This is a genomic window from Streptomyces alkaliterrae, from assembly GCF_007097205.2.
In the GTDB taxonomy this organism is placed as follows: Bacteria; Actinomycetota; Actinomycetes; order Streptomycetales; family Streptomycetaceae; genus Streptomyces; species Streptomyces alkaliterrae.
Genome location: NZ_VJYK02000003.1, coordinates 1 through 24427 on the forward strand (window position 1 = coordinate 1; position 24427 = coordinate 24427).

Annotated in this window: 25 protein-coding genes and 1 riboswitch; of the genes, 13 read left to right on the forward strand and 12 right to left on the reverse strand. The window is 74.4% G+C overall.

The window, feature by feature from the left end; all coding sequences use genetic code 11:
- Positions 1–523: diaminobutyrate acetyltransferase (ectA, locus tag FNX44_RS00585; RefSeq protein ID WP_143645857.1), on the reverse strand; the 523-nt coding region annotated here is incomplete at its 3' end.
- Between the two features lie 494 nt (positions 524–1017).
- Between ectA and FNX44_RS00590 the strand changes: the two genes are divergently transcribed.
- Complete coding sequence (locus tag FNX44_RS00590; RefSeq protein WP_143645859.1) at positions 1018–2109, forward strand: amidohydrolase family protein; 1092 nt, start codon at positions 1018–1020, stop codon at positions 2107–2109.
- Positions 2110–2312: 203 nt separating this feature from the next.
- A complete protein-coding gene (locus tag FNX44_RS00595; protein WP_323368985.1) occupies positions 2313–3269 on the forward strand; it encodes an SCO1860 family LAETG-anchored protein in 957 nt (318 codons plus the stop codon).
- On the opposite strand, the gene cobC is transcribed toward FNX44_RS00595, so the two are convergent.
- From cobC to FNX44_RS00640, 9 genes are all read right to left on the reverse strand, one after another.
- Entirely contained in the window at positions 3177–4397 is a 1221-nt protein-coding gene (gene cobC / locus FNX44_RS00600; RefSeq protein ID WP_173019083.1) for an Rv2231c family histidinol phosphate aminotransferase CobC, read from the reverse strand. The genes FNX44_RS00595 and cobC overlap by 93 nt on opposite strands.
- Positions 4397–4813: a cobalamin biosynthesis protein gene (locus FNX44_RS00605; RefSeq protein ID WP_143645863.1), complete on the reverse strand. Its 417-nt coding sequence runs from the start codon at positions 4811–4813 to the stop codon at positions 4397–4399. Before FNX44_RS00605 ends, cobC begins: the two co-directional genes overlap by 1 nt.
- Positions 4810–6219, reverse strand: a complete 1410-nt coding sequence (locus tag FNX44_RS00610; RefSeq protein WP_143645864.1) for a cobyrinic acid a,c-diamide synthase CobB — start codon at positions 6217–6219, stop codon at positions 4810–4812. Before FNX44_RS00610 ends, FNX44_RS00605 begins: the two co-directional genes overlap by 4 nt.
- A 7-nt stretch (positions 6220–6226) precedes the next feature.
- Positions 6227–6823, reverse strand: coding sequence for a cob(I)yrinic acid a,c-diamide adenosyltransferase (gene cobO / locus FNX44_RS00615; RefSeq protein WP_143645866.1), 597 nt, complete (start codon positions 6821–6823; stop codon positions 6227–6229).
- The gene (locus FNX44_RS00620) at positions 6823–8922 is read right to left on the reverse strand and encodes a putative cobaltochelatase (protein ID WP_143645868.1); all 2100 of its coding nucleotides are present in this window, start codon (positions 8920–8922) and stop codon (positions 6823–6825) included. The genes cobO and FNX44_RS00620 overlap by 1 nt, the downstream gene beginning before the upstream one ends.
- Positions 8919–10472 (reverse strand): cobyric acid synthase, encoded by a 1554-nt coding sequence (locus tag FNX44_RS00625; protein WP_143645870.1) that lies wholly within the window; start codon positions 10470–10472, stop codon positions 8919–8921. The genes FNX44_RS00620 and FNX44_RS00625 overlap by 4 nt, the downstream gene beginning before the upstream one ends.
- On the reverse strand, positions 10462–11430 hold the full coding sequence (locus FNX44_RS00630) for a cobalamin biosynthesis protein (RefSeq protein ID WP_143645871.1): 969 nt from the start codon (positions 11428–11430) through the stop codon (positions 10462–10464). Before FNX44_RS00630 ends, FNX44_RS00625 begins: the two co-directional genes overlap by 11 nt.
- Positions 11431–11569: 139 nt before the next feature.
- Positions 11570–11702: riboswitch (cobalamin riboswitch) on the reverse strand.
- Between the two features lie 122 nt (positions 11703–11824).
- Positions 11825–12040: a hypothetical protein gene (locus tag FNX44_RS00635; RefSeq protein ID WP_143645873.1), complete on the reverse strand. Its 216-nt coding sequence runs from the start codon at positions 12038–12040 to the stop codon at positions 11825–11827.
- A gap of 79 nt (positions 12041–12119) precedes the next feature.
- Positions 12120–13460, reverse strand: coding sequence for an inorganic phosphate transporter (locus tag FNX44_RS00640; protein WP_143645875.1), 1341 nt, complete (start codon positions 13458–13460; stop codon positions 12120–12122).
- Positions 13461–13828: 368 nt separating this feature from the next.
- Between FNX44_RS00640 and FNX44_RS00645 the strand changes: the two genes are divergently transcribed.
- From FNX44_RS00645 to FNX44_RS00655, 3 genes are all read left to right on the forward strand, one after another.
- Positions 13829–14455 carry a class II aldolase/adducin family protein gene (locus FNX44_RS00645; RefSeq protein ID WP_153506670.1) on the forward strand — a complete coding sequence of 209 codons (627 nt, stop codon included), beginning with the start codon at positions 13829–13831 and terminating at the stop codon, positions 14453–14455.
- Positions 14456–14487: 32 nt separating this feature from the next.
- Entirely contained in the window at positions 14488–15618 is a 1131-nt protein-coding gene (locus FNX44_RS00650) for an alpha/beta hydrolase family protein (RefSeq protein ID WP_143645878.1), read from the forward strand.
- Between the two features lie 96 nt (positions 15619–15714).
- Complete coding sequence (locus FNX44_RS00655) at positions 15715–17091, forward strand: hypothetical protein (RefSeq protein WP_181353260.1); 1377 nt, start codon at positions 15715–15717, stop codon at positions 17089–17091.
- A gap of 66 nt (positions 17092–17157) precedes the next feature.
- Here FNX44_RS00655 and FNX44_RS00660 read toward each other — a convergent pair whose 3' ends face one another.
- The gene (locus FNX44_RS00660; RefSeq protein WP_143645880.1) at positions 17158–17580 is read right to left on the reverse strand and encodes a VOC family protein; all 423 of its coding nucleotides are present in this window, start codon (positions 17578–17580) and stop codon (positions 17158–17160) included.
- 255 nt (positions 17581–17835) lie between these two features.
- On the opposite strand from FNX44_RS00660, the gene abc-f reads away from it, so the two are divergent.
- The 8 genes from abc-f (at position 17836) to FNX44_RS00700 (ending at position 23616) form a co-directional block, all read left to right on the forward strand.
- Entirely contained in the window at positions 17836–19434 is a 1599-nt protein-coding gene (gene abc-f, locus FNX44_RS00665; protein WP_143645882.1) for a ribosomal protection-like ABC-F family protein, read from the forward strand.
- A gap of 339 nt (positions 19435–19773) precedes the next feature.
- Positions 19774–19992: a helix-turn-helix domain-containing protein gene (locus FNX44_RS00670; protein ID WP_181353261.1), complete on the forward strand. Its 219-nt coding sequence runs from the start codon at positions 19774–19776 to the stop codon at positions 19990–19992.
- 125 nt (positions 19993–20117) lie between these two features.
- Positions 20118–20906, forward strand: a complete 789-nt coding sequence (locus FNX44_RS00675; protein ID WP_173019081.1) for an enoyl-CoA hydratase/isomerase family protein — start codon at positions 20118–20120, stop codon at positions 20904–20906.
- A gap of 175 nt (positions 20907–21081) precedes the next feature.
- Entirely contained in the window at positions 21082–21558 is a 477-nt protein-coding gene (locus FNX44_RS00680; RefSeq protein ID WP_143645888.1) for an Asp23/Gls24 family envelope stress response protein, read from the forward strand.
- Positions 21559–21660: 102 nt separating this feature from the next.
- On the forward strand, positions 21661–21849 hold the full coding sequence (locus FNX44_RS00685; protein WP_143645890.1) for a hypothetical protein: 189 nt from the start codon (positions 21661–21663) through the stop codon (positions 21847–21849).
- A gap of 3 nt (positions 21850–21852) precedes the next feature.
- Positions 21853–22236 (forward strand): Asp23/Gls24 family envelope stress response protein, encoded by a 384-nt coding sequence (locus FNX44_RS00690; protein ID WP_143645892.1) that lies wholly within the window; start codon positions 21853–21855, stop codon positions 22234–22236.
- Positions 22233–22955, forward strand: a complete 723-nt coding sequence (locus FNX44_RS00695; protein WP_323368987.1) for a DUF6286 domain-containing protein — start codon at positions 22233–22235, stop codon at positions 22953–22955. The genes FNX44_RS00690 and FNX44_RS00695 overlap by 4 nt, the downstream gene beginning before the upstream one ends.
- A 10-nt stretch (positions 22956–22965) precedes the next feature.
- Entirely contained in the window at positions 22966–23616 is a 651-nt protein-coding gene (locus FNX44_RS00700; protein ID WP_143645894.1) for an alkaline shock response membrane anchor protein AmaP, read from the forward strand.
- 51 nt (positions 23617–23667) lie between these two features.
- Here the strand turns inward: FNX44_RS00700 and FNX44_RS00705 are convergent, their stop codons facing one another.
- Positions 23668–24423 carry an SDR family oxidoreductase gene (locus FNX44_RS00705; protein ID WP_143645896.1) on the reverse strand — a complete coding sequence of 252 codons (756 nt, stop codon included), beginning with the start codon at positions 24421–24423 and terminating at the stop codon, positions 23668–23670.
- Between the last annotated feature and the right edge of the window lie 4 nt (positions 24424–24427).

The following is a 24427-nucleotide window of genomic DNA, read 5'->3' on the forward strand; positions in this document are numbered from 1 at the left end:
CGGAGGTGAGCGCTAGTCTCGGGGGCTCGGAGATGTGTATAAGAGACAGGTACAGCACCTCGGGCTCGTGCCCCTCGCCCGGGAAGGTCGGGCCGTCGAACAGCACCTCGCGCTCCACGTCCGCGCGGTGACGTTCCGCGAACGAGGTGAACAGTCGGTTGGACGGCACGTTGTCCGGGGTGACGGTGGTCTCCACGCGCTGTACGCCCTGCTCCCGGGCGACACGCGACACGAGGCCGTCCAGCATCGCGGCGGCGAGTCCTCGTCCGCGCTGCGAGCGGTCGACGGCGACCTGCCAGACGAGCAGCGTGTCCTCCTGCTCGGGCCGCACGTAACCGGTGATGAAGCCGACCGGCTCACCCTCGCCGTCGCGGGCCACGACCGACGTCGCCGCGAAGTCCCGGCACCACAGCAGGTAGCTGTAGGACGAGTTGAGGTCCAGGACACGCGAATCGCGGGCGATGCGCCAGATCGCGGCGCCGTCGTCGACGCCAGGCGTGTCGAGCCTCAGTCCTTCCGGCATTTCGAGAACGTCTGTGCTGGCACTTGCAACTTCTGCTTGTGCGGGGGTCATGGGAATTCAATTTACCGAGGAGAATCTGAAATTGCATCGCCGGAAGGGGTTACGTGGAGCGGTCTTGTATGTTATCGCGCGCGTGCGGGCGGGCGTCCGCGCGCGGCGGTGATACGTCGGGTTTGCCCTGGATATAGCGGGCATAACGGACGACGAGTGGGCCTGGTCACAGATGCGTAACGCTCCGGGAACGTGGTTGAATTATGGTGGCACAGGTCGCAAAAACAGGGCGTTTGAGGTTGAGGAAATCGGGAAGAAGAATACGGGGACCTGCACGCAGAATGGGGCTCGCGGAGAGCACGGGAAGATGCGCGGCGAATATGCGCGACGATTCACTCGAATGGGTCTCTCACGCGGAGTGAGAAAGCGTCGCTCCCGGTGTCCGTGGTAATCCGGTCGGCTCCGCGTTCCGAAGCGTGCGGTGTGCCTCGTAGAGTGCGGGCATGACCGAGAGCGCGGTGCTGCACATCAAGGGCCGGATCCTGGTGGGACCACAGGACGTGCGGGACGAGCTGTGGGCGGTGGACGGCCGCGTGACGTTCGAGCGGCCGAGCGGCGCACGGGAGACCACCACGCTGACCGGCTGGGCGCTGCCGGGCCTGGTGGACGCCCACTGCCACGTCGGCCTCGACGCCCACGGCGCGGTCGACGCGCCGACCAGCGAGAAGCAGGCCCTCACCGACCGGGACGCCGGCACCCTGCTGATCCGGGACGCCGGATCCGCCGCCGACACCCGCTGGATCGACGACCGCGAGGACCTGCCGAAGATCATCCGGGCCGGCCGGCACATCGCGCGCACCCGCCGCTACATCCGCAACTACGCGCACGAGATCGAGCCCGGGGATCTCGCCGCCTACGTCCGGCGCGAGGCCAGGCGGGGCGACGGCTGGGTGAAGATCGTCGGCGACTGGATCGACCGCGAGGTCGGGGACCTGAGCGCGTGCTGGCCGCGCTGGGCGCTGGAGGAGGCCATCGAGGCGGCGCACGCCGAGGGCGCCCGGATGACCGCCCACTGCTTCGCCGAGGACTCCCTGGCGGACCTCGTCGAGGCCGGCATCGACTGCGTCGAGCACGCCACCGGGCTGACCGAGGAGACCATCCCGCTCTTCGCCGAGCGGGGCGTGGCCATCGTGCCCACCCTTGTCAACATCAACACCTTCCCGGGGCTGGCGGACGGCGGCGAGGCGAAGTTCCCCCGCTGGTCGGCGCACATGCGGCGGCTGCACCGGCGGCGCTACGACACCGTGCGGTCCGCCTACGACGCCGGCATCCCGGTGTTCGTCGGCACGGACGCCGGGGGCTCGCTCGCGCACGGCCTGGTCGCCGAGGAGGTCGCGGAGCTGGTGCGCGCCGGCATCCCGCCGCTCGACGCGCTGTCAGCGACGACCTGGGGCGCCCGCGCCTGGCTGGGGCGGCCCGCTCTGGAGGAGGGCGCGCCGGCCGACCTGGTGCTCTACGAGGCCGACCCGCGCCTGGACGTGCGGGTCCTGGCCGCCCCGCGGCGGGTGGTGCTCCGGGGACGCGTCATCGGCTAGGGGTCAAACGGGCCCTGGGTGACGGGAGCGCACCGCGATTCGAGCGGACGTGCGGAAACCTCCCGTACGGGTGAATGCACGGCGGGCGACTGACGCCACGCCGCCCCGGCGTCAACGATGACGGGGTCCCGGTCACCGGCGCGTGTGATGTCCCCGACGCGACGCGCCCGTGGCGTTACGTACCTCCTGGGGGTTTCCCAACCGTGTCCAAGTCCGTACCCAGCCTGCTCGCCGCCTGCTCCCTGGTCGTCCTCGCCGCAGTCCCCGCGGCCGCGACCGAGAAGCCCGACCCCGGCCACGCGAGCGCGTCCGTCCTGCGCACCACCCTGGACGTCGGGCTGCTCAAGAAGTCCGTGCACGTCCCGCTGTCGACCACGCTCAACGCGGTGCGGGCGCCGGGGGAGGGCGGCACCCACCGCGCCGATCAGACGGCACTCACCGCCGAACTCGACGGCGTCGACCGCGGGCGCCCCTTCAGCGTGCTGCGTGCCGACGTCGCCCGCGCCACCGCCGACGTGACCGAGGACGCCGCCCGGGCGGACGTCGAGCTGGCGAAAGCCCGGCTGCACGTGCCGGGGCTCCCGCTGCTGTCCGTCGTCGAGGCCGAGGCCGTACGCGCCAAGGCCGTCTGCGAGGCCGGCTCCCAGCCCACCGCCGAGGCCAACGTGCTCGGCTCGGTGAAGGTGCTCGGTCAGCGCACCCGGCTCACCGCCGGCGGGCCCACACACGTCAAGGTGCCCGGCGTCGGCGAGGTGAAGCTGGAGCTGTCGGCCACCGAGACCACCTCGCGCACCGCCGCCGCCAGCGCCCTGCGGCTGTCGATCTCGGTGAACCCGCTCGACCTGGGGGTCGCCGAGGTCGACGGCAAGGTCACGCTCGCCGAGGTGAGCTGCCGCACCCCCCGCAAGGCCAAGGAGGTCACCACTCAGACGGTGCCGAAGACGCCCGAGACGCCCGAGGCGCCCGACCCGACCACCGAGCAAGTGACCGCGCCGGAACCGCAGGGCGGCAAGGAGCCCGCCAAGCCGGCCGCCGAGACGCCGGACCTCGCCGCCACCGGCGGTGACTCACGCACCCCGTACCTGCTGGGCGGCGGTCTCGCGCTGTTCGTGGTGGGCGGCGGCCTGCTGCTCGCCCGACGTCGCCGCAGCGCCGACTGAGGCGGCGCCGACCGAAGGCGCCTGCCGCGGTACGGCGCGCGGCACCCCGGCCCTGGTCAGCGCGTCGACCAGGGCGTCGGTGGTCTCCCGGTCGCGTACGGCCAGCCGCAGCCACGGCGGGCCGAGCCCCGGGAAGGTGTCGCCGCGCCGTACCGCAAAACCCAGCTCCCGCAGCCGCTCCCGCAGCGTGGCGGCCGCCGGATGGCGCACCAGCACGAAGGAGGACGCGGCCACTGCCCGCGCCGGCCGGAGCCCGTCGAACTCGGCGAGCCGCGCCAGCAGGTACGCGCGGTCGGCGGCCGTGCGGTGCGCCACCTCCTCGGCTTCGGCGAGCGCCGCCGGGGTGCTGCACACCTCGGCGGCGACCAGCGCGGGCGAGGAGACCGGCCACAGCGGCTGCCGGGCCGCCAGCAGCGAGACGGTGTCCGGATCGGACAGCAGATAGCCGATCCGCAGCCCGGCCAGCCCCCACGTCTTGGTGAGGCTGCGCAGCACGACGACGCGGCCGGGCAGCGGCCCCGCCAGCGACGCCAGCGACGCCAGCGACGCCAGCGACGCCAGCGACTCGGTCTCCCCGGGCACGGTGTCCATGAACGCCTCGTCCACCACCACCGTGCGGCCCGGCGCGGCCAGCGCGGCCAGCGTCGCCGCCGGGTGCAGCACCGAGGTGGGGTTGGTCGGGTTGCCGACCACCACCAGGTCCGCGTCGGCGGGCACCGAGGCCGGGTCCAGCCGGAAGCCGTCCGCCTCGGTCAGCAGCACCCGGCGCACCCGGTGCCCGGCGTCCCGCAGCGCCGCCTCCGGCTCGGTGAACTGCGGGTGCACCACCACCGGGCGGCTGACGTCAAGACCCCGGGCGAGCAACACAAAGGCCTCGGCCGCGCCCGCCGTCAGCAGCACCCGGTCCGGTTCCAGACCGTGCCGCCGGGCCACCGCGCGGCGGGCGGCCCGGTCGTCGGGGTAGGCGGCCAGCGACTCCAGCGAGGCGGCCAGCCGCTCCCGCAGCCAACGCGGCGGAGTGCCGGTGCGCACGTTCACCGCGAGATCGACCAGCGCGGCGCCGTCGTCCCGCACTTCCGCGTCGCCGTGGTGCCGCAGCCCGCCGCTCCCGGTCATCTCCGTCGCCATCAGCGCGCCCGCCCCGGCTCGGCGGGTCCGGCCAGCGCGCACGTCGCCATCGCCGGGCGCCCGTCGGGCGGTGACGACCGGCGTTTGGGCACCAGCAGCCGGGCGCCGGGGCCCGCGCCGAGCAGCGCGGCGGCCTCGGCGACACTCGGCGTGCCCAGCCGCTCCCTGGCCATACCGGACGGATGCGGCACGTCCACCTCCGCCAGCTCCGCCGCCGGACGGCATCTCAGCGGTACGCCCAGTTCGGCCGCGGCGGCCAGCAGCGCCGGCTCCCGGCCGCGCACGTCCACCGTGGCCAGCGCCGCCACCCGGTCCGGGGCGACCCCGGCCGCCGCGAGCACCTCGGCGACCAGCGTCGACACCTCGTCGTGTCCCACCCCCCGGCAGGCGCCGACGCCGACCACCAGGCCGCTCATCGGGCGCCGGTCCGGTCGAGCGCGGCGGCGACCAGCCGGCGCGGCAGCTCGGGCTCGGCCGCCCAGTGAACGTGCAGGTAGGAGGCGTGCACCCGGTCGGTGGCAAAGCCCTCGGTACGGCGTTCGGGCCGCACCACACCCCAGGCCGGCACCGCGCCCGCCGGCGGATCGACCGCCGTGCGGTGGAACTCGTGACCGCGCACCCGGGTACCGGCGGCGGCCAGCACGTTGTCCGCCACCGCCACCGCCTCCCGGTAGCCGAGCGTGAGCCGGTCGGTCATCCTGGCCCGGGCGTCCAGCAGCCCGCACATCGGGCTGCCGTCCAGCTCCCGGCACAGGTACAGCAGCCCGGCGCACTCGGCCGCCACCGGGCCGTCGAACGCCGCGACCGCCGCCCGCAGCGGCTCGTTCGCCGACAGCTCCGCCGCGTACACCTCGGGGAAGCCGCCGCCGACGACGAGCGCCCTGGCGCCCTCCGGCAGCCGCTCGTCCCGCAGCGGGTCGAAGGAGACCACCCGGGCGCCGGCTCCGGCGAGCAGTTCGGCGTGCTCGGCGTAGGAGAAGGTGAACGCCGGGCCGCCGGCAACCGCCACCACCGGTCCGCCGTCGGTCACCGGGCGGCCCTCGCCCTCCGGGCCCTCGCCCCCCGGGCTCCACGGCTCGTCGGGCAGCGGCGGCGCGCTGTGCGCGAGCGCCAGCAGCGCGGTCAGGTCCACGCTCTCCCTGACCTGCGCGGCCATCGCCCGCACCGCCTCGACTGCCTCCGCCTGCCGCTCGGCCGCCGGAACCAGCCCCAGATGACGGGACGGCGTGCGGACCTGCCGGGAGCGGTGCAGCGCGCCGAGCACCGGCACGCCCACGATCTCCAGCGCCTCCCGCAGCAGCTCCTCGTGGCGCGGCGAACCGACCTTGTTGAGGATGACCCCCGCCAGCCGAACCTCCGGATCGAAGGTGGTGAAGCCGTGCACCAGCGCGGCCACCGACCGGGACTGCGAGGAGCCGTCCACCACCAGCACCACCGGCGCCCGCAGCAGCTTGGCGACCTGCGCGGTGGAGGCCAGCTCGCCCTGACCGGCCGCGCCGTCGTACAGGCCCATCACGCCCTCGACGACCGCCAGGTCGGCACCGGCCGCGCCGTGCAGGAACAGCGGGGCGATCCGCTCGGGGCCGCACAGGTAGGCGTCCAGGTTGCGGCCCGGACGCGGCGGACGCCCCGGGCGGCCTTCGAGGGAGACGGCCAGCGCGTGGTAGCCGGGGTCGATGTAGTCCGGGCCCACCTTGTGCGGGGAGACGTCCAGACCGGCCTCGGTGAGGGCGGCCATCAGCCCGGTGGCGACCGTCGTCTTGCCGCTCCCCGAGGAGGGGGCCGCGATCACCAGTCGCGGCACCCGGGAGGTCGTGCTCACCTGGTCCTCACCACTCGATTCCCCGCTGGCCCTTCTGGCCCGCGTCCATGGGGTGCTTGACCTTGCCCATCTCGGTGACCAGGTCGGCCGCGTCGACCAGCTCCTGAGGCGCGTTCCGGCCGGTGATCACCACGTGCTGGGTGCCGGGCCGGGTGCGCAGCACCTCGACGACCTCGGCGGTGTCCACCCATCCCCAGTGCATCGGGTAGGCGAACTCGTCCAGCACGTACAGCCGGTACGTCTCGGCGGCCAGGTCCCGCTTGACCTGCTCCCAGCCCTCGCGGGCGGCGTCCTCGGAGGTGGAGATGTCCCGCTGGACCCACGACCAGCCCTCGCCCATCTTGTGCCAGGCGACCGTGCCGCCCTCGCCGCTGGCGCCCAGCACCCGCAGCGCCCGTTCCTCGCCGACCTTCCACTTGGCCGACTTCACGAACTGGAACACCCCGATCGGCCAGCCCTGGTTCCAGGCCCGCAGCGCCAACCCGAACGCGGCCGTCGACTTCCCCTTGCCCGTACCGGTGTGCACGGCGACCAGCGGCCGGTTGCGGCGCTGTCGCGTGGTGAGCCCGTCCTCGGGAACGACACTCGGCTGACCCTTCGGCACTACGCTGCCCTCCGTACGTCCTTGACCAGCGCGGACACCGCGTCCGCGCGAAGCTCCGCCAACGTCACCGCCGGGCCCTGGAGCTCCCCGGCCAGCTCGCCGGCCAGCCCGAGCCGCACCGGGCCCGTCTCGCAGTCGACCACCACGCTGGCGATCCCGTCACCTGCCAGCAGCCGGGCGGCGTGGCGGGCCCGCACCACGGGCTCGGGGCCGCCGGTGGCTCGTCCGTCGGTGACCGCCACCAGCAGCGGACGGCGCGCCGGATCGCGCAGCCGCTCGATCCGCAGCACCTCCCGGGCCCGGAGCAGGCCGGCTGCAAGCGGGGTGCGGCCGCCCGTCGGCAGCTTCTCCAGCCGGGCCGCCGCCGCGTCCACCGAGGACGTCGGCGGCAGCGTCAGTTCGGCGTCCGCACGCCGGAAGGTGACCATGCCGACCTTGTCCCGCCGCTGGTAGGCGTCGAGCAGCAGCGACAGCACCGCGCCCTTGACCGCGCTCATCCGCTGCCGCGCGGCCATCGAGCCGGAGGCGTCGACGACAAACAGGACCAGATTGCTCTCCCGGCCCTCCCGCACCGCCTCCCGCAGGTCCTCCCGGCGCACGACCAGCCCCCGGCCGCTGCGGCCGCGGATGCCCTGGTGCGGCGCGGCGGCCTGCACGGTCGCGGCCAGATGCAGCCGGCCGAGGTGCCCGTTCGGCCGGCGGGAGCCGGTGGTGCGGCCCTGCGCGGTACGCGCCCGGGAGCGGCGCCCGGCCGCACCCTCGCCGACGCCGGGGACGGACAGCATGCGGGTGCGGAACGGCTCTCCGGCCGGAGCGGGGGCGGCCTCGGTGCCCGCCGCGCCGTCCGACGCGGGCCGCTCGCCCGGCTGTTCCGGCACCGAGGGGCCGCGGGTGTCCTCAGGCCCTTCGGCCGGTTCCGGCCGCGGGCCGCCGCCGGGGCCGCCGTCGGGGTCGTCGGGGCCGCCGTCGGGGTCGTTCGGGCCGCCGCCGGGCCCGCCGTCGGGGCCGTCGGGGTCTTCGTCCGGATCGCCGCCGCCGTCGGTGGTCGGAGGTTCTGGCTGCTCCGGCTCGTCGGGGGCGTTCTGCTCCAGGATCTCGTCGAGCCGGTCCTCGTCCAGGCCGGGCGCGTCGAACGGGTTGCGGCGGCGCCGGTGCGGCAGCGCGAGCAGCGCGGCCTGCCGCACGTCCTGCGAGCACACCTGTTCGCGCCCGGCCCAGGCGGCCAGCGCCGTCGCCGTGCGGGCCATCACGATGTCCGCCCGCATGCCGTCGACCTCGAACGCGGCGCACGTGGCGGCGATCTGACGCAACGCGCCCTCGCCCAGCTCCACGTGCGGCAGCAGCGCGCGGGCCGCGGCGATCCGCTCCCGCAGTTCCTGTTCCTCACGCGCCCAGCGGGCGGCGAAGGCGGCCGGGTCGCTCTCGTAGGCCAGTCGGCGGCGGACCACCTCGACCCGCTCGTCGGTGTCCCGCGAGGCGGCGACCTCCACCGTCAGGCCGAACCGGTCGAGCAGCTGCGGGCGCAGCTCGCCTTCCTCCGGGTTCATGGTCCCCACCAGCAGGAACCGCGCGGCGTGCCGCACCGAGACGCCCTCCCGCTCGACGTGGGAGGCGCCCATCGCGGCGGCGTCCAGCAGCAGGTCCACCAGGTGGTCGTGGAGCAGGTTCACCTCATCGACGTACAGCACGCCCCGGTGGGCGTCGGCCAGCAGACCCGGTTCGAACGCCTTCACTCCCTCGGCCAGGGCGCGTTCGATGTCCAGCGCGCCGACCAACCGGTCCTCGGAGGCGCCGACCGGCAGCTCCACCATGCGGGCCGGACGTTCGTCCCCACCCGGGACGTCTTCGGGCGTGTGCGGGCCGTCGGGGCAGCGCGGGTCGGGTGCGGCGGGGTCGCAGGAGAAGCGGCAGCCGGTCACCACCGGCACCGGCGGCAGCAGCGCCGAAAGCGCCCGCACCGCCGTCGACTTGGCCGTGCCCTTCTCGCCCCGCACCAGGACGCCGCCCACCGCCGGGGAGACGGCGTTCAGCAGCAGTCCCAGCCGCAGATCGTCCATGCCGACGATCGCGGTGAACGGGTAGGGCGTGTGGGTGCTCATTCGGGTGCTCCCGGCGGTAGGAACGGCAGGCCCTCGGGCACGCCGTCTTCGATGAGCCGCCACAGGGCGGCCGTGTCGGCATGTTCTTCGATCAGGTCACCGAGCCGGTCCAACTGCTCCTCGCGCAGCGCGGCGAAGTCGGTGTCGGGGGCGGGCACGAAGTCCCGGCCGCTGTCGGCGGCCACCCGCCGCAGGAACGCCCGGCGGAAGTCGTCGCTCTCCAGGGAGCCGTGCCAGTGCGTGCCCCACACCGTGCCGCGCCGGCAGCCGTCGAGCGGCGCGCCGGACTCGTCGGTGAACAGCGGCTCGCCGCCCAGCACTTCGGCGACGCCGTGGTGGATCTCGTAACCTTCCGCCCTGGCACCCAGGCCGTGACCGGCCGGGCGGGCCAGCGTCTTCTCCGGCGCGAAGCGGACCCGCACCGGGAGCAGCCCGAGCCCGGACACCGAGCCGGCCCGGGACTCGACGTCGTCGTGGATGTGCTCGCCGAGCAACTGGTAGCCGCCGCAGACACCCAGCACCGGTCGGCCGGCCGCCGCCCGGGCGGCAAGCTCGGCCGCCAGCCCACGCCGCCGCAGCCAGTCGAGCGCCCGGACCGTCCCCCGCGTACCCGGCACCACGACCAGGTCGGCGTCGGCCAGTTCCTGCGGGCGGTCGGCGAAGCGCACCACCACACCGGGCTCGGCGGCCAGCGCGTCGATGTCGGTGAAGTTCGACATGAGCGGCACGGGCAGCACACTCACCCGCAGCACCTCGGCGCCGTGCGGGGCGGCGGTGTTGCTCTCCCGCACGGTGCCGCGCAGCGATATCCGCAGCCCGTCCTCCTCGTCGATGCCAAGACCGTGCTGGTACGGCAGCACCCCGTAGGTGCCCCGGCCGGTCAGCGAACGCAGTGTCCCAAGCCCCGGCTCCAGCAGCGAGACGTCTCCGCGGAACTTGTTGACCAGATAGCCGGCCAGCAGCTTCTGGTCCTCGGCCGACAGCAGCGCCGTCGTACCGAAGAACGAGGCGAACACCCCGCCGCGGTCGATGTCGCCGACCACCAGCACCGGCAGCCGGGCGGCCCTGGCCAGCCCCATGTTGACGATGTCGCTGTGCCGGAGGTTGATCTCGGCCGGGCTGCCGGCGCCCTCGCAGACCACCACGTCGTGCGTGCGGCGCAGTTCGGCCAGGCAGTCCGTCACGGTGGCCAGCAGCCGCTCGCGGCGCCCGCTGTGGAAGCCGCGCGCGCTCAACTCGCCCACCGCGCGGCCCATCAGCACGACCTGACTCGTCCGGTCGCTCCCGGGCTTGAGCAGTACGGGGTTCATCAGCGCGCTCGGCTCCACGCCCGCGGCCGCCGCCTGCATGGCCTGCGCCCGGCCGATCTCGGCGCCGTCCCGGGTGACGAAGGAGTTCAGCGACATGTTCTGCGCCTTGAAGGGCGCCACCTTGACGCCCTGTCGGGCCAGCCAGCGGCAGATACCGGCGGTGACGACGCTCTTCCCCGCGTCGGACGTGGTACCGGCGACCAGCAGCCCACCGCCCGCGGCCCTGCTGTCAGACGACATCCCGACCCCCGGCCTTCCTCGTGGAGCCGCCGCGCGGCGACGTGGCGGCGGCGCGCCCGGCGAGGGTGACCGCCAGCGCCAGCGCGCCCACCCGCCGCGACAGCCGCACCGCGCGGTTGATGTCGGCAACCTCGACGGCCCGGCCCGCCGCGTTGAGTACCGGACGGTGCTCGATCCGGCCGCCGTATGAGAGCGTGCCGCCGAGCCGCACCCCCAGCGCCCCGGCGAACGCCGCCTCCACCACACCCGCGTTGGGGCTCGGATGCCGACCGGCGTCCCGCCGCCAGGCGCGCACGGCGCCGGCCCGGTCGGGGCCGATCGCCACGGCGAGCAGCCCGGACAGCCGGGCCCCCGGCCAGCCCGCCACGTCGTCCAACCGTGCCGCGCTCCAACCGAACCGAAGATGACGCGGGGAGCGGTGACCGACCATCGCGTCCAGCGTGTTGGCGGCCCGGAAGCCCACCAGCCCGGGCACCCCGGCGACCGCCCCCCACACCAGCGCGCCGACGACGGCGTCCGAGGTGTTCTCGGCGACGGACTCGACCACCGCGCGGGCGATGCCGTCGGCGTCCAGCGCCTGCGGGTCCCGTCCGCACAGATGCGGCAGCCGCTCACGTGCGGCGTCGAGGTCGCCGGCCGCCAGCGCGGCGCCGACGGCCTCGGCCTCCCGGGCGAGCGAGGTGCCGCCGAGTACGGCCCAGGCGGCGGCGGCGGTCAGCGCGGCGCGCGGCAGCGGACGGGCCCGGAGCGCGCGCTGCGCGGCGGCACCGGCGAGCGAGGCGCCGCCGACGCAGACGGCGGTGAACACGGCCCCGGCCGCCCGGTCGTCCCGCCACAGCCGCCGCTCGAGCCGCGTGGCGAACGAGCCGAAGACGGCCACCGGATGACCGCGCCGGGGATCACCGAACAGCACGTCGGCGGCGTAGCCCAGCAGCGCCCCGGAGAGATGGCTGCGCATCCGGCCCGCCCCTCAGCACGCCGGTCCGGCGGAAGGGCTCCTCGGATACGGCGGCGGGGCGGCGCGGCAGGGCGCGGTGCGGGGCATGGCGGTGTCCTCACTCAGGGTCCTCGCCCTGGCTCGACGAAACCGGCGGTGAGAGTCTCCTGGCTCCCGGATCCGCACCTTCCCCGGTCTTCCAGCCGCCGCTCCTGGCGGATCGACCGTGACGTGTAGGGGTGTGCTCCCCGGTGACAGTGGCGGGACCGCGCCGGATTCGCACCGGCTTCCTCTCCTGCCGCCGTGATGGCTGCGGGAAGTCCACCACGCGCCGCCGAAGCCGTCAACTCGCCGCTTGACCTGCGGCGGGGGAGTGTGAGCGGGCACACCGAAGCGGGGGCGCGAGAGCCGGGGCTCAGGTCGCGATGAGGTAGATGCCGAAGGCCACGGCGGCGGCGCAGAGGGCGTAGCAGGCGACGGCGGCGGAACGGGCCAGCACCACGCTGCCGCCGGAACGCCCGGCCTGGGAGCTGGAGCCGAGGATGCCCAGGGTGAAGACGCCCACCAGTGCCACGGTGGCCACCAGGCTCACGCCGAAGACCTCGCCCAGGGCGGTCCAGTCGATGTTCATCGTCGTCGTTTCCTATTCGCTCGAGTCCGCTCGGGCGTGTGTGCGCTCGAGCCGGTTCGGACGGGGTGGGAGGTGTGGCTCAGGGGGCCACGTCGGCGGTGGGCTTGCTCGGCTCGCCCGGCCCGTCGCCGGGCGTCGACTCGGTGTCGGACAGCGCCGCCGCGGCACCCGTGGTCGGCGGCGGGACGACGGCCCGGATGGCGGTGGTGACCACACCGGCGGGCTGCGGCTCGGCGCCCTCGTCGGTGGGCCGGGCGGCGTCCGTGCCGGTCGCGGCGTCCGTGCCGGTCGCGTCGGCGTTCTGCGGGGCGATCGGGTCGACGTCGTTGACGTTGGTGTGGTCGACGACCTCGCGGCGCGAAGCCAGCCAGATGGCGGCGCTGGAGACCACCAGCAGGACGGCGACCACCGTGACGCCCCAGTCGCCCTGCTCGGCGATGACCGCGGAGATCGCGGCGATCAGCCCCGCGGCCGGCAGCGTCATACCCCAACCGACGAACATCCGGGTGGCGGTCGACCAGCGGACCACGCCGCCCTTGCGGCCCAGGCCCGAACCCATCACGGCGCCGGAGCACACGTGGGTGGTGGAGAGCGAGAAGCCGATGTTGGAGGAGGCCAGGATGGTGACGGCCGCGCTGGTCTGGGCGGCGAAGCCCTGCGGCGGCTGGATGTCGGTCAGGCCCTTGCCCATCGTGCGGATGATGCGCCAGCCGCCGAGGTAGGTGCCGAGGGCGATGGCGATACCGGCCGAGGCGATGACCCACAGCGGCGGGTCGGCGTCGGCGCCCAGGATGCCACCGGAGATCAGGGCCAGGGTGATGACGCCCATCGTCTTCTGGGCGTCGTTGGTGCCGTGGGCCAGCGAGACCAGCGCGGCGGAGGTGATCTGACCGGCCTTGTAGCCCTTGGCGGTCTTCCGCTCGTCCGCCTTGCGGGCCAGCCGGTAGGTGAGGCGGGTGGCCAGCATGGCCGCGGTACCGGCGACCAGCGGCGCGGCCAGCGCCGGGATGAGGACCTTCATGACCACCACGTCGCCGTTGACGCCGCCGAAGCCGACGGAGGCGAGCGTCGCACCGATGAGGCCGCCCATCAGGGCGTGCGAGGAGCTGGAGGGCAGACCCGCCAGCCAGGTCAGGAGGTTCCACAGGATCGCGCCGACCAGACCGGCGAAGATCACTTCAGGCTTGATCCCGGACGCCTCGTCGAGCATGCCGGACGAGATCGTCTTGGCCACCTCCACGGAGAGGAATGCGCCGACGAGGTTGAGGACCGCGGACATGGCCACAGCGGCCTTCGGCTTCATCGCACCCGTCGAGATGGTGGTCGCCATCGCGTTCGCGGTGTCGTGGAAGCCGTTCGTAAAGTCGAACACCAAGGCGGTGACGATCACGATCCCGATGAGAAGCGTGATGTGTTCCATTCACCCGGCAATCAGTTCGGTGGTCAGGTTGGCTCGGCGAACGTAAGTAGGTTGAGTGAACGGAAGGTGAACTGGGACGGGCGGTCAGGTGTCCCGACGCGGCGGTGGTCGTGTCCTTGAGTGATGGACTCCGCGTATCCGAAGGTCACCGGGGGTTTTCCGGTTGTCCATACCCCGTTCGGGGAGATCCTTGTCACGCCTGCGGAATCCACCGAAAGAGGGGCGGTCGAAGCCGCCCGGGAGCGGAGGGGACAGTGGAGTCGACGCGAGGGTTTCCCAACAGGAGGTGTCCGGCGGGTGACGGCGGGGCGAACCACCGGGCCGACGGGCCGGACGGCGGCGAGCGACGCGCCGCATGGGCCCGCCTCGTGGCCACCGCACGCCGCACGGTCGCCGACGGGCTGGTGGTCGGCACCTCCGGCAACGTCTCGGTGCGCCTGGGGGAGACGGTGCTGGTCACGCCGAGCGGCGTGCCCTACGACAGGTTGGGGCCCGACGACCTGTGCGCCGTGGACCTGGACGGCACGCGCCTCGCCGGTGACGCGCCGCCCACCAGCGAACTCCCCCTCCACCTCGCCGTCTACCGGGCGACCGACGCCCGCGCGATCGTCCACACCCACGCCCTCCACGCCACCGCCGTCTCCACCCTCGTGACCGAGCTGCCGCCGATCCACTACCAGACGGCCGCGCTCGGCGGCCCGGTCAGGGTGGCGCCCTACGCCTGCTACGGCAGCGCCGAGCTGGCCCACAACACCGTCGCGGCGCTGCGCGACCGAACGGCATGCCTGCTGGCCAACCACGGCACCGTCGCGCTCGGCGCCGACCTCGACCAGGCGCTGGAGCGGACCGCCCAACTGGAGTGGATGTGCCGCGTCTGGCTCGCGGCGCACTCCGTGCCCGGCCTCACCCCCCGGGTGCTGGACGCCGCGGAACTCGCCGAGGCCGCCGAACGCTTCCGCGGCTACGGACGTCACCCGGGCGACCCCGCCCGGTAGCGGCGGGCGGCCGTCCGTCCCACACTGGACGGGTGCGCCTGCGGACCAAGGCGGCGGTGGCCGCCACGACCATGCTCGGCACCGGTGCGGCGGCCCTGGCGGTAGGCCGCGTCGGCTCCGGTGCCGCGCTCCGCCCGCGCCGGACGGACGGGCCGCCGGGCTTCGAGCACGCGCCCCTGACCGTGCACGACGTCGGCGTCGACCGGATCACCCTCACCCGCACGCTGGACACCCTGCTGCCCGGCACCTACGGCCTGCTCGGCGCCGACTGCCACGCCGCCGTCGGCGAGGTGCTGAGCGACGGCGCCGGAACCGCCGACACGGTCGCCCGGCGACTGGTCCGGATCACCCGCGGCGACCTGCGGGCCGGAACCCGGGTCCGGATGACACCGCAGATCCACAGCCGCGACCCCGGCCGGGCGCTGGCGATCCCCTACGCGGACGGCGCCATCCCCGGCGAGCTGGGTCCGCTGCCGGCCTGGTTCGTGCACGGCGACCGCGACACCTGGGTGATCACCGTGCACGGCCTGGGCACCACCCGCGAGCACCCGATGAACGTACTGCCGCTGCTGTACCGGCTCCAGGCTCCCGTGCTCAACCTCGCCTACCGGGGCGACGAGGGCGCGCCGCGCTCACCCGACGGTGTCGGGCACCTCGGCGCCACCGAATGGCGCGACGTCGACGCGGCCGTCCGGTACGCCCTGCGGTACGGCGCCGAACGTGTGGTCCTGCACGGCTGGTCCACCGGCGCGACCATGGCGCTGCACACAGCCGTCCACTCCCCGCTGCGCCGCCACGTGTGCGGTCTGGTCCTCGACTCCCCGGTACTCGACTGGCGGGCCACGGTCCGCGCCCTGGCCGCCGGGCGGGTGCCGTCCTTCGCGCTGCCGCTGGTCGAACGTGCGGTGGAGGGGCGGGCCGGACTCGACCACGCCCATCTGACGGAGGTCGTCGACCCGCGCCGGCTCGAGATCCCGGTACTGCTGCTGCACAGCAAGGACGACCGGGTGTCGCCGTTCGGCGCGTCCCGCCGCTTCGCCGAGCGCCGGGAGGAGCTGGTCACCCTCTACGCCGGCCACCACGCCGCGCACGCCGCCCTGTGGAACGCCGACCGTCCGCGCTACGAGGAAGCGCTGCGCCGCTTCCTCACGCCGCTGGTCTAGGGCGATCCGCCGGACGGGGCCCGGCCGCGGCGGCGCCATCTGCGCGGGTACGCGTGCGGTTTGGGCTTTTGGCGGATCACGAGGAAGACTGCCCCCGTGACGTCCCGTACTCCGCGAGACACCAGACTGAGCCTCGTCCCCAGGCAGGCCGTGGCCACCGCCCGCCGCTCCGCCGAGATCCGGCGAAGCCGCCCGGCGCCGCGCCCACCGGCCTCCCTCGCACCCCGGGAGGAACTGGCCCGGCAGGCGCGGGCCGCACTGGAGGACGCCGTACGCCTCGCCCGGTGGGCCGCCTCGGCCGGCATATCCGCGCCGGCCGTCTCGGCGCGGGCGGCCGAGGAGTTGGCGATGCCGGCCGACCGCGTCGCCGTGCACTGGGACCGGGCCAAGCTCGCCGGGCTCGTCGAGCTCCACGGCGGTACCGCGCGGGCCGGTTGGCGGCTGCGCGCCTGGGACCGGGACGACGCGGCCGTGCTGCGCGGCTGGGTCGCGCTCTTCGACGCGTGGTCCCTCGCCCACCCGGCGGCCGACGAGGCCGACCCGACGCTCATCGGCGACACCGTCGTGGCCGTGCCGCAGTTCCTGTCGGTGATGCACCTGTCGTCCGGCCCGATGGCCGAGGATGCGCTGCGGGAACTCCTCGCCCAGCGCATCGCCGAACTCCGCACCGAGCGCGCCGGCCCGGGCGCTCCCGCCGACCAGAGCGGCGCCCTGCCCTCCACCGGTGAGCTGACGCCGATGCTCGACTGGGCCCTGGACGGCCTGGCGGCGGTCGGCGCGCTGACCCGCTGCCACGCCCCGGACGCCGCCGGGCAGGCGGCGCTCACCCCGCTCGGCGACTGGGCGGTGTGGCTGCGCCTGGAGCGGATCTGCGTGGCCGCGCTCAGCCCCGCCGGCAACATCGAGCAGTCCGCCGACGCCATGCTGCGCGGCTGCGCCCGGCTCAGCCCGGGACCGGCCCGCGACGAGTACCGGGCCTGGCTCGCCGCCCGGCCCACCGGACCGGCCGTCGCCGAGCTGCTCGACGCCGCCCGGGGAGAGGACGCCCTGGTGCGGGCGCTGGCATTCGAGGCCCTGCGAGTGGTGGGCGCGCCGGCCGAGGGCGCCGTACGGGAGGCCGCCGAAGGCGACCCCGTGCTGCGGCCCTATGCGCTGCTCTGGCTCGCCGAGCACGAGGGCGCCGACCCGGAGGACCTGGCCGGCGGCGCACCCGGCGTACTGACCAGGGCCGAGGCGACCTGGCTGTGGATCGACACCGCCGCCGCCGTCGCCGACCACGGCGAGGCGCAGCTGCTCGTCGACCACCTGGCCTCGGCCCCCCAGGACTCGCTGCCCCGGCTGCTGGAGGAGGTCCGGGCGACCGGCCACCCCCGCACCGTCCAGGTGCTCGTGGCGCTGGCCGCGGCGCACCCGGACCCGGCGCTGGCCCGGGCCGTGCGGCGCGCCGCCTTCCAGGTCCACACCGGGGGCTGAGCGCCTGCCGGGGCGGCGAGCGGTGCCGGAGCCGCCGGCTGGTCCGGCGTCGGCGCCCGGCCGCCCTCAGCCGCCCTGCTTCACCGTGTACGTGCCGAAGGACCAGACGTTCCCCTCCGGGTCGCGGGCGATGTAGTCCCGCGACCCGTAGTCCTGGTCGGTGGGCGGCGCGATGATCTCCACGCCGTGGCTCCTGGCGCGGTCGTGATGGGCGTCCGCGTCCGGCACGGTGACAAAGACGGCGGTCGTCCCGGCGTCCCGCATGGCCTCGGCGAAGGCGCCCTCACCGCCCCGCGAGCCGACCATGACCGCGCCGTTGCCGAAGGACAGCTCGGCGTGCAGCACCTGGCCGTCCTCGTCCTCGTAGACGGCGTCGGCGGTGAAGCCGAACGCCTCGGTCAGGGTGCTGATGGCGGCCTTCGCGTCGCGGTAGAGCAGTACCGGGCAGATGGTCGGGGCGGACTGTCCGACGGAGGTGGACTCGGTCATCGTGATCACTTCCCTTCGTTGCCCACAGTGTGCCGCCGGGGTCTGACAATCCGGCCCGTCGACAAGCCCGGCCCGCCGACAAGCCCGGCAGCCCCGCCCGCCGCCGACAAAAACCGCTTGCCGTGCGCCGTTAGACTGGGCCGCATGGCCTACACACTCCTGCACTAGTCGACGACGTACCCCACCGCCGCCCCTCCGGCCGGCGGTGCGCGCCAGTCGCCCCCTTCCCGCGTACGTCATGTCCAGGAGAACCACGTGATCACCGCCACCGGTGTCGAGCTGCGCGCCGGCGCCCGCGTCCTCATCGAGTCCGCCACCTTCCGGGTCTCCCGGGGCGACCGCATCGGCCTCGTCGGCCGCAACGGCGCCGGCAAGACGACCCTCACCAAGTGCCTCGCCGGAGAGGGCGTTCCGGCGGCCGGCGCCATCACCCGCGGCGGCGACGTCGGCTATCTGCCGCAGGACCCGCGGACCGGCGACCTCGACGTGCTCGCCAGGGACCGCATCCTCTCCGCGCGCGGTCTGGACGTCGTGCTGCGCAAGATGCGGGAGAACGAGGACCGCATGGCCGGCGGCCAGGGTGCGACGCGCGAGCGGGCGATGCGCAAGTACGAGCGGCTGGAGACGGAGTTCCTGACCAAGGGCGGCTATGCGGCGGAGGCCGAGGCGGCGACCATCGCGGCCAGCCTGGGCCTGCCCGACCGGGTGCTCGGCCAGCCGCTGAACACCCTCTCCGGCGGTCAGCGCCGACGGGTGGAGCTGGCCCGCATCCTCTTCTCCGACGCCGACTACCTGCTGCTCGACGAGCCGACCAACCACCTGGACGCCGACTCGATCGTCTGGCTGCGGGACTTCCTCAAGACCTACCGCGGCGGCCTGATCGTCATCTCCCACGACATCGACCTCGTGGAGACGGTGGTCAACAAGGTCTTCTACCTGGACGCCAACCGGGCCTGCATCGACCAGTACAACATGGGCTGGAAGCAGTACCTGACGCAGCGCGAGGCGGACGAGAAGCGCCGCAAGCGGGAGCGGGCGAACGCGGAGAAGAAGGCGGCGGCGCTGTCCGCGCAGGCCGACAAGATGCGCGCGAAGGCGACCAAGGCGGTGGCCGCGCAGAACATGGCCAAGCGCGCCGAGCGGCTGCTGTCGGGGCTGGAGGAGCAGCGGCAGTCGGACAAGGTCGCCAAGCTGCGCTTCCCCGATCCGGCGCCGTGCGGGAAGACGCCGCTGATGGCCGAGGGACTGTCGAAGTCCTACGGCTCGCTGGAGATCTTCACGGACGTGGACCTGGCCGTCGACCGGGGCTCGCGGGTGGTCATCCTCGGCCTCAACGGCGCCGGCAAGACGACGCTGCTGCGCCTGCTGGCCGGCGTCGAGGAGCCGGACACCGGCAAGGTGGTCCCCGGGCACGGCCTCAAGCTCGGCTACTACGCGCAGGAGCACGAGACGCTCGACCCCGAGCGCACTGTGCTGGAGAACATGCGCTCGGCGGCTCCCGACATGGACCTCGTCCACGTGCGCAAGGTGCTGGGCTCCTTCCTGTTCTCCGGCGACGACGTGGACAAACCGGCGGGTGTGCTCTCCGGCGGGGAGAAGACCCGGCTGGCGCTGGCCACCCTGGTGGTGTCCTCCGCGAACGTGCTGCTGCTGGACGAGCCGACGAACAACCTCGACCCGGCCAGCCGCGAGGAGATCCTGGGCGCGCTGCGGACCTTCACCGGCGCGGTGGTGCTCGTGACGCACGACGAGGGCGCCGTCGACGCCCTCGCGCCGGAGCGGATCATCCTGCTGCCGGACGGTGTGGAGGACCTCTGGGGCCAGGACTACGCGGATCTGGTCGCGCTCGCCTGAGGCCCGTCGGACGATCGACCGACGAGGAATCCGTCATCCGCGTGAGAATCCGTCCGCGCCGCCCCCGCCGGGGAGCGGCGCGGCGGCGTGTCACCCACCTCCGACGGAACCCGTCGTTCCGCTTCTCCGCGCCACGGCCGGCCCGCTGACCAGCCACGTCGCCGTCCGGCGCGGGGCGCGCGCGGTTACCCGGCGGGGCGCGGAGCAGTGTCCTCACGCCGAGCACACATATGTGCCGATCGGCAACCTCCTTCCACAGACCTTGTCGAATGGGTGGCCAGAAGGGCGGGGAGGGGTGATCATGAGAGTCCAGAGCGCACTTCCCATGAGGAGGCACGGGTGGCCGAGACTCTGAAGAAGGGCAGCCGGGTGACCGGCGCCGCGCGCGAGAAGCTCGCGGCTGACCTGAAGAAGAAGTACGACTCCGGTGCGAGCATCCGGGCGTTGGCCGAGGAGACCGGCCGCTCCTACGGATTTGTGCACCGGATGCTGAGCGAGTCCGGGGTGACGCTGCGAGGTCGCGGCGGAGCGACCCGGGGAAAGAAGACGGCGGCCTGACCGGCCCCGCGGGCCTTCGGGTCCGCGGGGCCGGGGGCGCGGGGCCCGGGCGCGGAGGTACCGTGCGTTCCGCCGGGTGGTTACTCTTCAGTCACTTGACTGGCGGGTAACCCATGGAGGATCCGATGACCCTGCTCGACCGGGACGGCGTCCGGCTGACCGTCGACGCCACCGACGCTGCCGTCGCCACCGTCACGCTGGCCAACGCCGCCAAGCGCAACGCCCAGTCGCCCGCCATGTGGCGGGCGCTGACGGACGCGGGGCGGATGCTGCCGGGCAGCGTCCGGGTGGTCGTCCTGCGCGGTGAGGGCCGGTCCTTCTCCGCGGGGCTCGACCGGCAGGCGTTCACCCCCGAGGGCTTCGACGGCGAGCCCTCCTTCCTCGACATGGCCAAGGGCCCGGCCGAGGAGCTGGACAGGCTCATCGCCGAGTACCAGGAGGCGTTCACCTGGTGGCGACGCAACGACGTCGTCAGCGTGGCCGCCGTCCAGGGGCACGCCATCGGCGCCGGCTTCCAGCTGGCGCTCGCCTGCGACCTGCGGGTCTGCGCCGACGACGCCCAGTTCGCGATGCGCGAGACAAGCCTCGGGCTCGTCCCCGACCTGACGGGCACCCACCCGCTGGTCCACCATGTCGGCTACGGCCGTGCCCTGGAGATCTGCGCCACCGGCCGGTTCGTCCACGCCGAGGAGGCCGAACGCATCGGCCTTGCCAACCTCGTCGTGCCCCGCGCCGAACTGGACGCGGCCACCGCGGACCTCGCGGCGGCGCTGCTCGCCGCCCCCCGCGACGCCGTCGTGGAGACCAAGGCGCTGCTGCGCGGCGCCGTGCGGCGCGACTACGAGGAGCAGCGCGCCGCCGAGCGCGCGGCTCAGGGCCGCCGGCTGGCGGACCTCGCCGGTCTCGGCGACTGACCGGCGGCGACAGCTCGACGGCGACCGACCGACGACGGAGAGGAAACCCCCGAACGGCCGTGATGGATCCGGCGAATCAGGGCACCCGGGCCTAACGTGGCAGGGAGGCGGCGGCGCGGGCCGCCGCCTCCAGCACCGAGAGACCGGAGCCGAGAGGCCGAAAGGGGTGCAGGTGATGAGCGAGACCTCCACAGCGACCAGGGAGCCCAACGCCGAGGGCAACAGGGGCCCGTCGGGCGCCCGCAAGAAGGCGGGCGACTCCGAGCGCGGCCGGACCACGATCGCCGACGGCGTGGTGGCGAAGATCGCCGGCATGGCCGCGCGGGACGTGATCGGCGTCCACGACATGGGCGGCGGCCTCTCCCGCACCTTCGGCGCCGTGCGCGACCGGGTGCCGGGCGGCACCAAGTCCGTGACCCGGGGCGTCAAGGCAGAGGTGGGGGAGACCCAGACCGCCCTCGACCTGGAAATCGTCGTCGACTACGGCGTGTCCATCGTCGATGTCGCCAACTCCGTGCGCAGCAACGTGATCTCCTCGGTGGAGCAGATGGCCGGCCTCGAGGTCGTCGAGGTCAACATCGCCGTCAGCGACGTCAAACTGCCCGACGAGGAGGAGGAAGAGGAGGAGGGCGAGGACCGCCGACTCCAGTGACCGGTGACGGGCGGAGCGGCCGACCCGACAGAGCCCGGACCGACTTCCACCACCCGACTCGACGACCGGAGCCCGGCGGGGCCGGGACGTGAGGAGCGCACGATGAGTATGTCCGCCATCGGCCTGATCGCAGGCATGGCGCTGGGCTTCGCCGGGTACTTCGGCGGTTTCGGTGCCTTCCTGCTCGTCGCGGCGCTGGGCGCCGTGGGATTTGTCGTCGGTCGCTTCGCCGACGGAGACCTGGAACCCGGGGACTTCTTCCGGGGCCGCGACAACTCGCGCGGGAGGTAGTCCGTGGCCGTGGACACCGTCCCGGCCCGGGAACGCGGGGCTCTCGCGATCACCGATCGCGTGGTGGCCAAGATCGCCGCGCAGGCGGCGCACGAGGCACTGCGCCGCGCGCCGGGCGGCGCAGGCCGCGCCGCGCACGCGCCGCACGCGGCGGTGGCCGTCCGAGCCATGCCGGGCACCGACAACACCGGCGGCCGGGCCCGCGTCCGGGTGGCCGTCGAACTCGACTATCCGTGCGACATCGCCGCGTGGTGTGCGGCCGTGCGCCGCCGGGTCGGCGCGAGACTGGCCGAACTGGCGGGAATGACCAGCTGCGAGGTCGTGGTGGAGGTGCAGCGGCTGCATGCCGTACGCCTCTTCGAGCAGGAGACGGAGGGTTTGCGGTGAGCGAGGACGCCACGCGGCCCGAGGCGGTGCGGGCCGGGGCCGGGGAGCCCGAGCCGCCACGGCTCACCAAGTCCGACGACCCGGTCACCGCAGACGACGCCGACGACGGCCGGGAACACCCGGGCCGCGAGCAGCCCCCCACCGCCTCCTACCAGCGCCTCCAGCAGGGGCGTCCGGACGACGGCGGGGGCCGCTTCTGGTCCGTGCGGCGCGCACCGGCCCTGATCGTCGGGCTGCTGCTGCTCGCCGGCACCGCGCTGCTGCTGTACGACGTCGCCCTCGTCCGCGCCGGCCGGCGCGGCGGGGCGTGGCGGCGCGAACTCGCCGCCGACCTGGCCACCCGCAGACTCGACGACCCGGTGGTGGTCGTCTGCGCCGCCGCGGCGGTGCTGCTGGGCCTGTGGCTGCTGGTGCTCGCCCTCACCCCCGGACTGCGCAACCTGCTGACGATGCACGGCGAACCGGACCTGCGCGCCGGGCTGGAACGCGGCGCGGCGGCCCTGGTGCTGCGTGACCGCGCGATGGAGGTGCCGGGCGTGCGGAGCGTACGGGTGTCGGTGCGGCGGCGCCGGGTGCGGGTGCGTGCCGAGTCCCACTTCCGGGACGTCGACACGGTCCGCGCGGAGACCGAGGAGGCGCTGGCGGACGGCATGGCCAGTCTGGGCCTGACCCGCCCGCCACGGCTCGCGGTCCAGGTCAGACGTCCGGTGAAACGGTGAGGTGGACACAGTGCTTCGAGTGACGAACCGGCTGCTGCTGGGCCTGGTCGGTCTCGGCCTGCTGGCGCTCGGCGCCGCCGCGCTGGTCGCGGCGGCGGACCTGCCGGCGCGCTGGGGCTTCGGCCTGCCCTCCGGCTGGTCGTGGACGGGCCCGCAGGAGGTGGTCCTGGCCGAGGGCGACCGTACCCAGTGGCGCGGCGAGCGCTGGTGGTGGCCGACGGTCTTCGCCGTGCTCGGCGCGCTGGTGGCGCTGCTGCTGTGGTGGCTGCTGGCCCAACTCGGCCGCGGCCGGGTCCGGGAGATGACGATCGGCCGCCCCGCCGGCGACGGCCCCGGCGAACGTCCCGGCGACGGTCCCGAGGAGCGCCCGGACAACGGCCCCGACGCCGTTCTGCGGGCGCGGGCGCTGGAGGAGGCGATGGCGGACGAGGCGGGCACGCTGCCCGGGGTGCAGCGGGCCGCCGTACGGCTGGTCGGCCGCCCGCGCGCACCGCGCGCCCGGATCGGACTGCTGCTCGAACCGTACGCCGTGCCGGACGAGGCCGTGCATCTGCTGGGCACCGAGGTGCTGGAGAACGCCCGCACCTCGGCTGGATTGGCACAGCTGCCGGCCGAGACCCGGCTGCGGGCCGTCCGCCACCGTCCGAGCCGGGTCGGCTGACCTCGCCGGCCGGCCCCGGTCGGCTGACCCCGGCCCGCCCGGGCGGGTGCTTCAGATCCGGTGCTGGGCGCCGCCGTCGACCGGCAGCATCGTGCCCGTCAGATAGGACGCGGCGGGGGAGAGCAGGAAGGCGGCGGCCCTTCCGAACTCCTCCGGCCTGCCGTACCGGCGCAACGGGATGTTCGCCGAGTGCCGGGCCCGGGAGGCCTCCGCGTCGCCGGACAGCGCGTCCAGCTCGCGCAGCCGGTCGGTGTCGATCCTCGACGGAAGCAGCCCGACGACCCGGACACCGCGCGGACCCAGCTCGTTAGCCAGCGACTTGGCGAAGCCGGCCAGCCCCGGGCGCAGCCCGTTGGACACCGTCAGCCCGGGAATCGGCTCGGTCACCGAGCCGGAGAGCACAAAGCCGATGACACCGCCCTCGCCCAGCCGCCGCGCCGCCGTCCGGGCCAGCCGGACCGCGCCGAGGAAGACCGACTCGAAGGCCGTCTGCCACTGGTCGTCGGTGATCGTCTCCGTGTCGCCGGCGGGCGGGCCGCCGACGCTCACGAGCACGCCGTCGAAGCGGCCGAACCGCTCGAAAGCGGTGTCGACGAGCCGGTCCGCCGTCTGCGGGTCGGCGTTGTCGGCGGCGACCCCGACCGCGCCCGCGCCCAGCGCCTTGGCGGCGGCCTCGGCGGACGCCTCCGTCCGGCCGCTGATCACCACCCGCGCGCCGTCCTCGACCAGCTCCCTGGCGGCGGCGAGGCCGAGCCCGCGCGTTCCGCCGGTCACCACGTAGACCCTGTCCGTCAGTCCGAGATCCATGGTG

What these genes read in the sequence shown, in the direction of transcription:
- FNX44_RS00660 (WP_143645880.1), bottom strand. Translation starts at nt 17,580, where the DNA reads ATGACCGAGTCCACCTCCGTCGGACAGTCCGCCCCGACCATCTGCCCG.
- FNX44_RS00630 (WP_143645871.1), bottom strand. Translation starts at nt 11,430, where the DNA reads ATGCGCAGCCATCTCTCCGGGGCGCTGCTGGGCTACGCCGCCGACGTG.
- FNX44_RS00635 (WP_143645873.1), bottom strand. Translation starts at nt 12,040, where the DNA reads ATGAACATCGACTGGACCGCCCTGGGCGAGGTCTTCGGCGTGAGCCTG.
- FNX44_RS00705 (WP_143645896.1), bottom strand. Translation starts at nt 24,423, where the DNA reads ATGGATCTCGGACTGACGGACAGGGTCTACGTGGTGACCGGCGGAACG.
- FNX44_RS00590 (WP_143645859.1), top strand. Translation starts at nt 1,018, where the DNA reads ATGACCGAGAGCGCGGTGCTGCACATCAAGGGCCGGATCCTGGTGGGA.
- FNX44_RS00605 (WP_143645863.1), bottom strand. Translation starts at nt 4,813, where the DNA reads ATGAGCGGCCTGGTGGTCGGCGTCGGCGCCTGCCGGGGGGTGGGACAC.
- FNX44_RS00675 (WP_173019081.1), top strand. Translation starts at nt 20,118, where the DNA reads ATGACCCTGCTCGACCGGGACGGCGTCCGGCTGACCGTCGACGCCACC.
- FNX44_RS00625 (WP_143645870.1), bottom strand. Translation starts at nt 10,472, where the DNA reads ATGTCGTCTGACAGCAGGGCCGCGGGCGGTGGGCTGCTGGTCGCCGGT.
- FNX44_RS00680 (WP_143645888.1), top strand. Translation starts at nt 21,082, where the DNA reads ATGAGCGAGACCTCCACAGCGACCAGGGAGCCCAACGCCGAGGGCAAC.
- FNX44_RS00620 (WP_143645868.1), bottom strand. Translation starts at nt 8,922, where the DNA reads ATGAGCACCCACACGCCCTACCCGTTCACCGCGATCGTCGGCATGGAC.
- FNX44_RS00685 (WP_143645890.1), top strand. Translation starts at nt 21,661, where the DNA reads ATGAGTATGTCCGCCATCGGCCTGATCGCAGGCATGGCGCTGGGCTTC.
- FNX44_RS00640 (WP_143645875.1), bottom strand. Translation starts at nt 13,460, where the DNA reads ATGGAACACATCACGCTTCTCATCGGGATCGTGATCGTCACCGCCTTG.
- cobC (WP_173019083.1), bottom strand. Translation starts at nt 4,397, where the DNA reads ATGGCGACGGAGATGACCGGGAGCGGCGGGCTGCGGCACCACGGCGAC.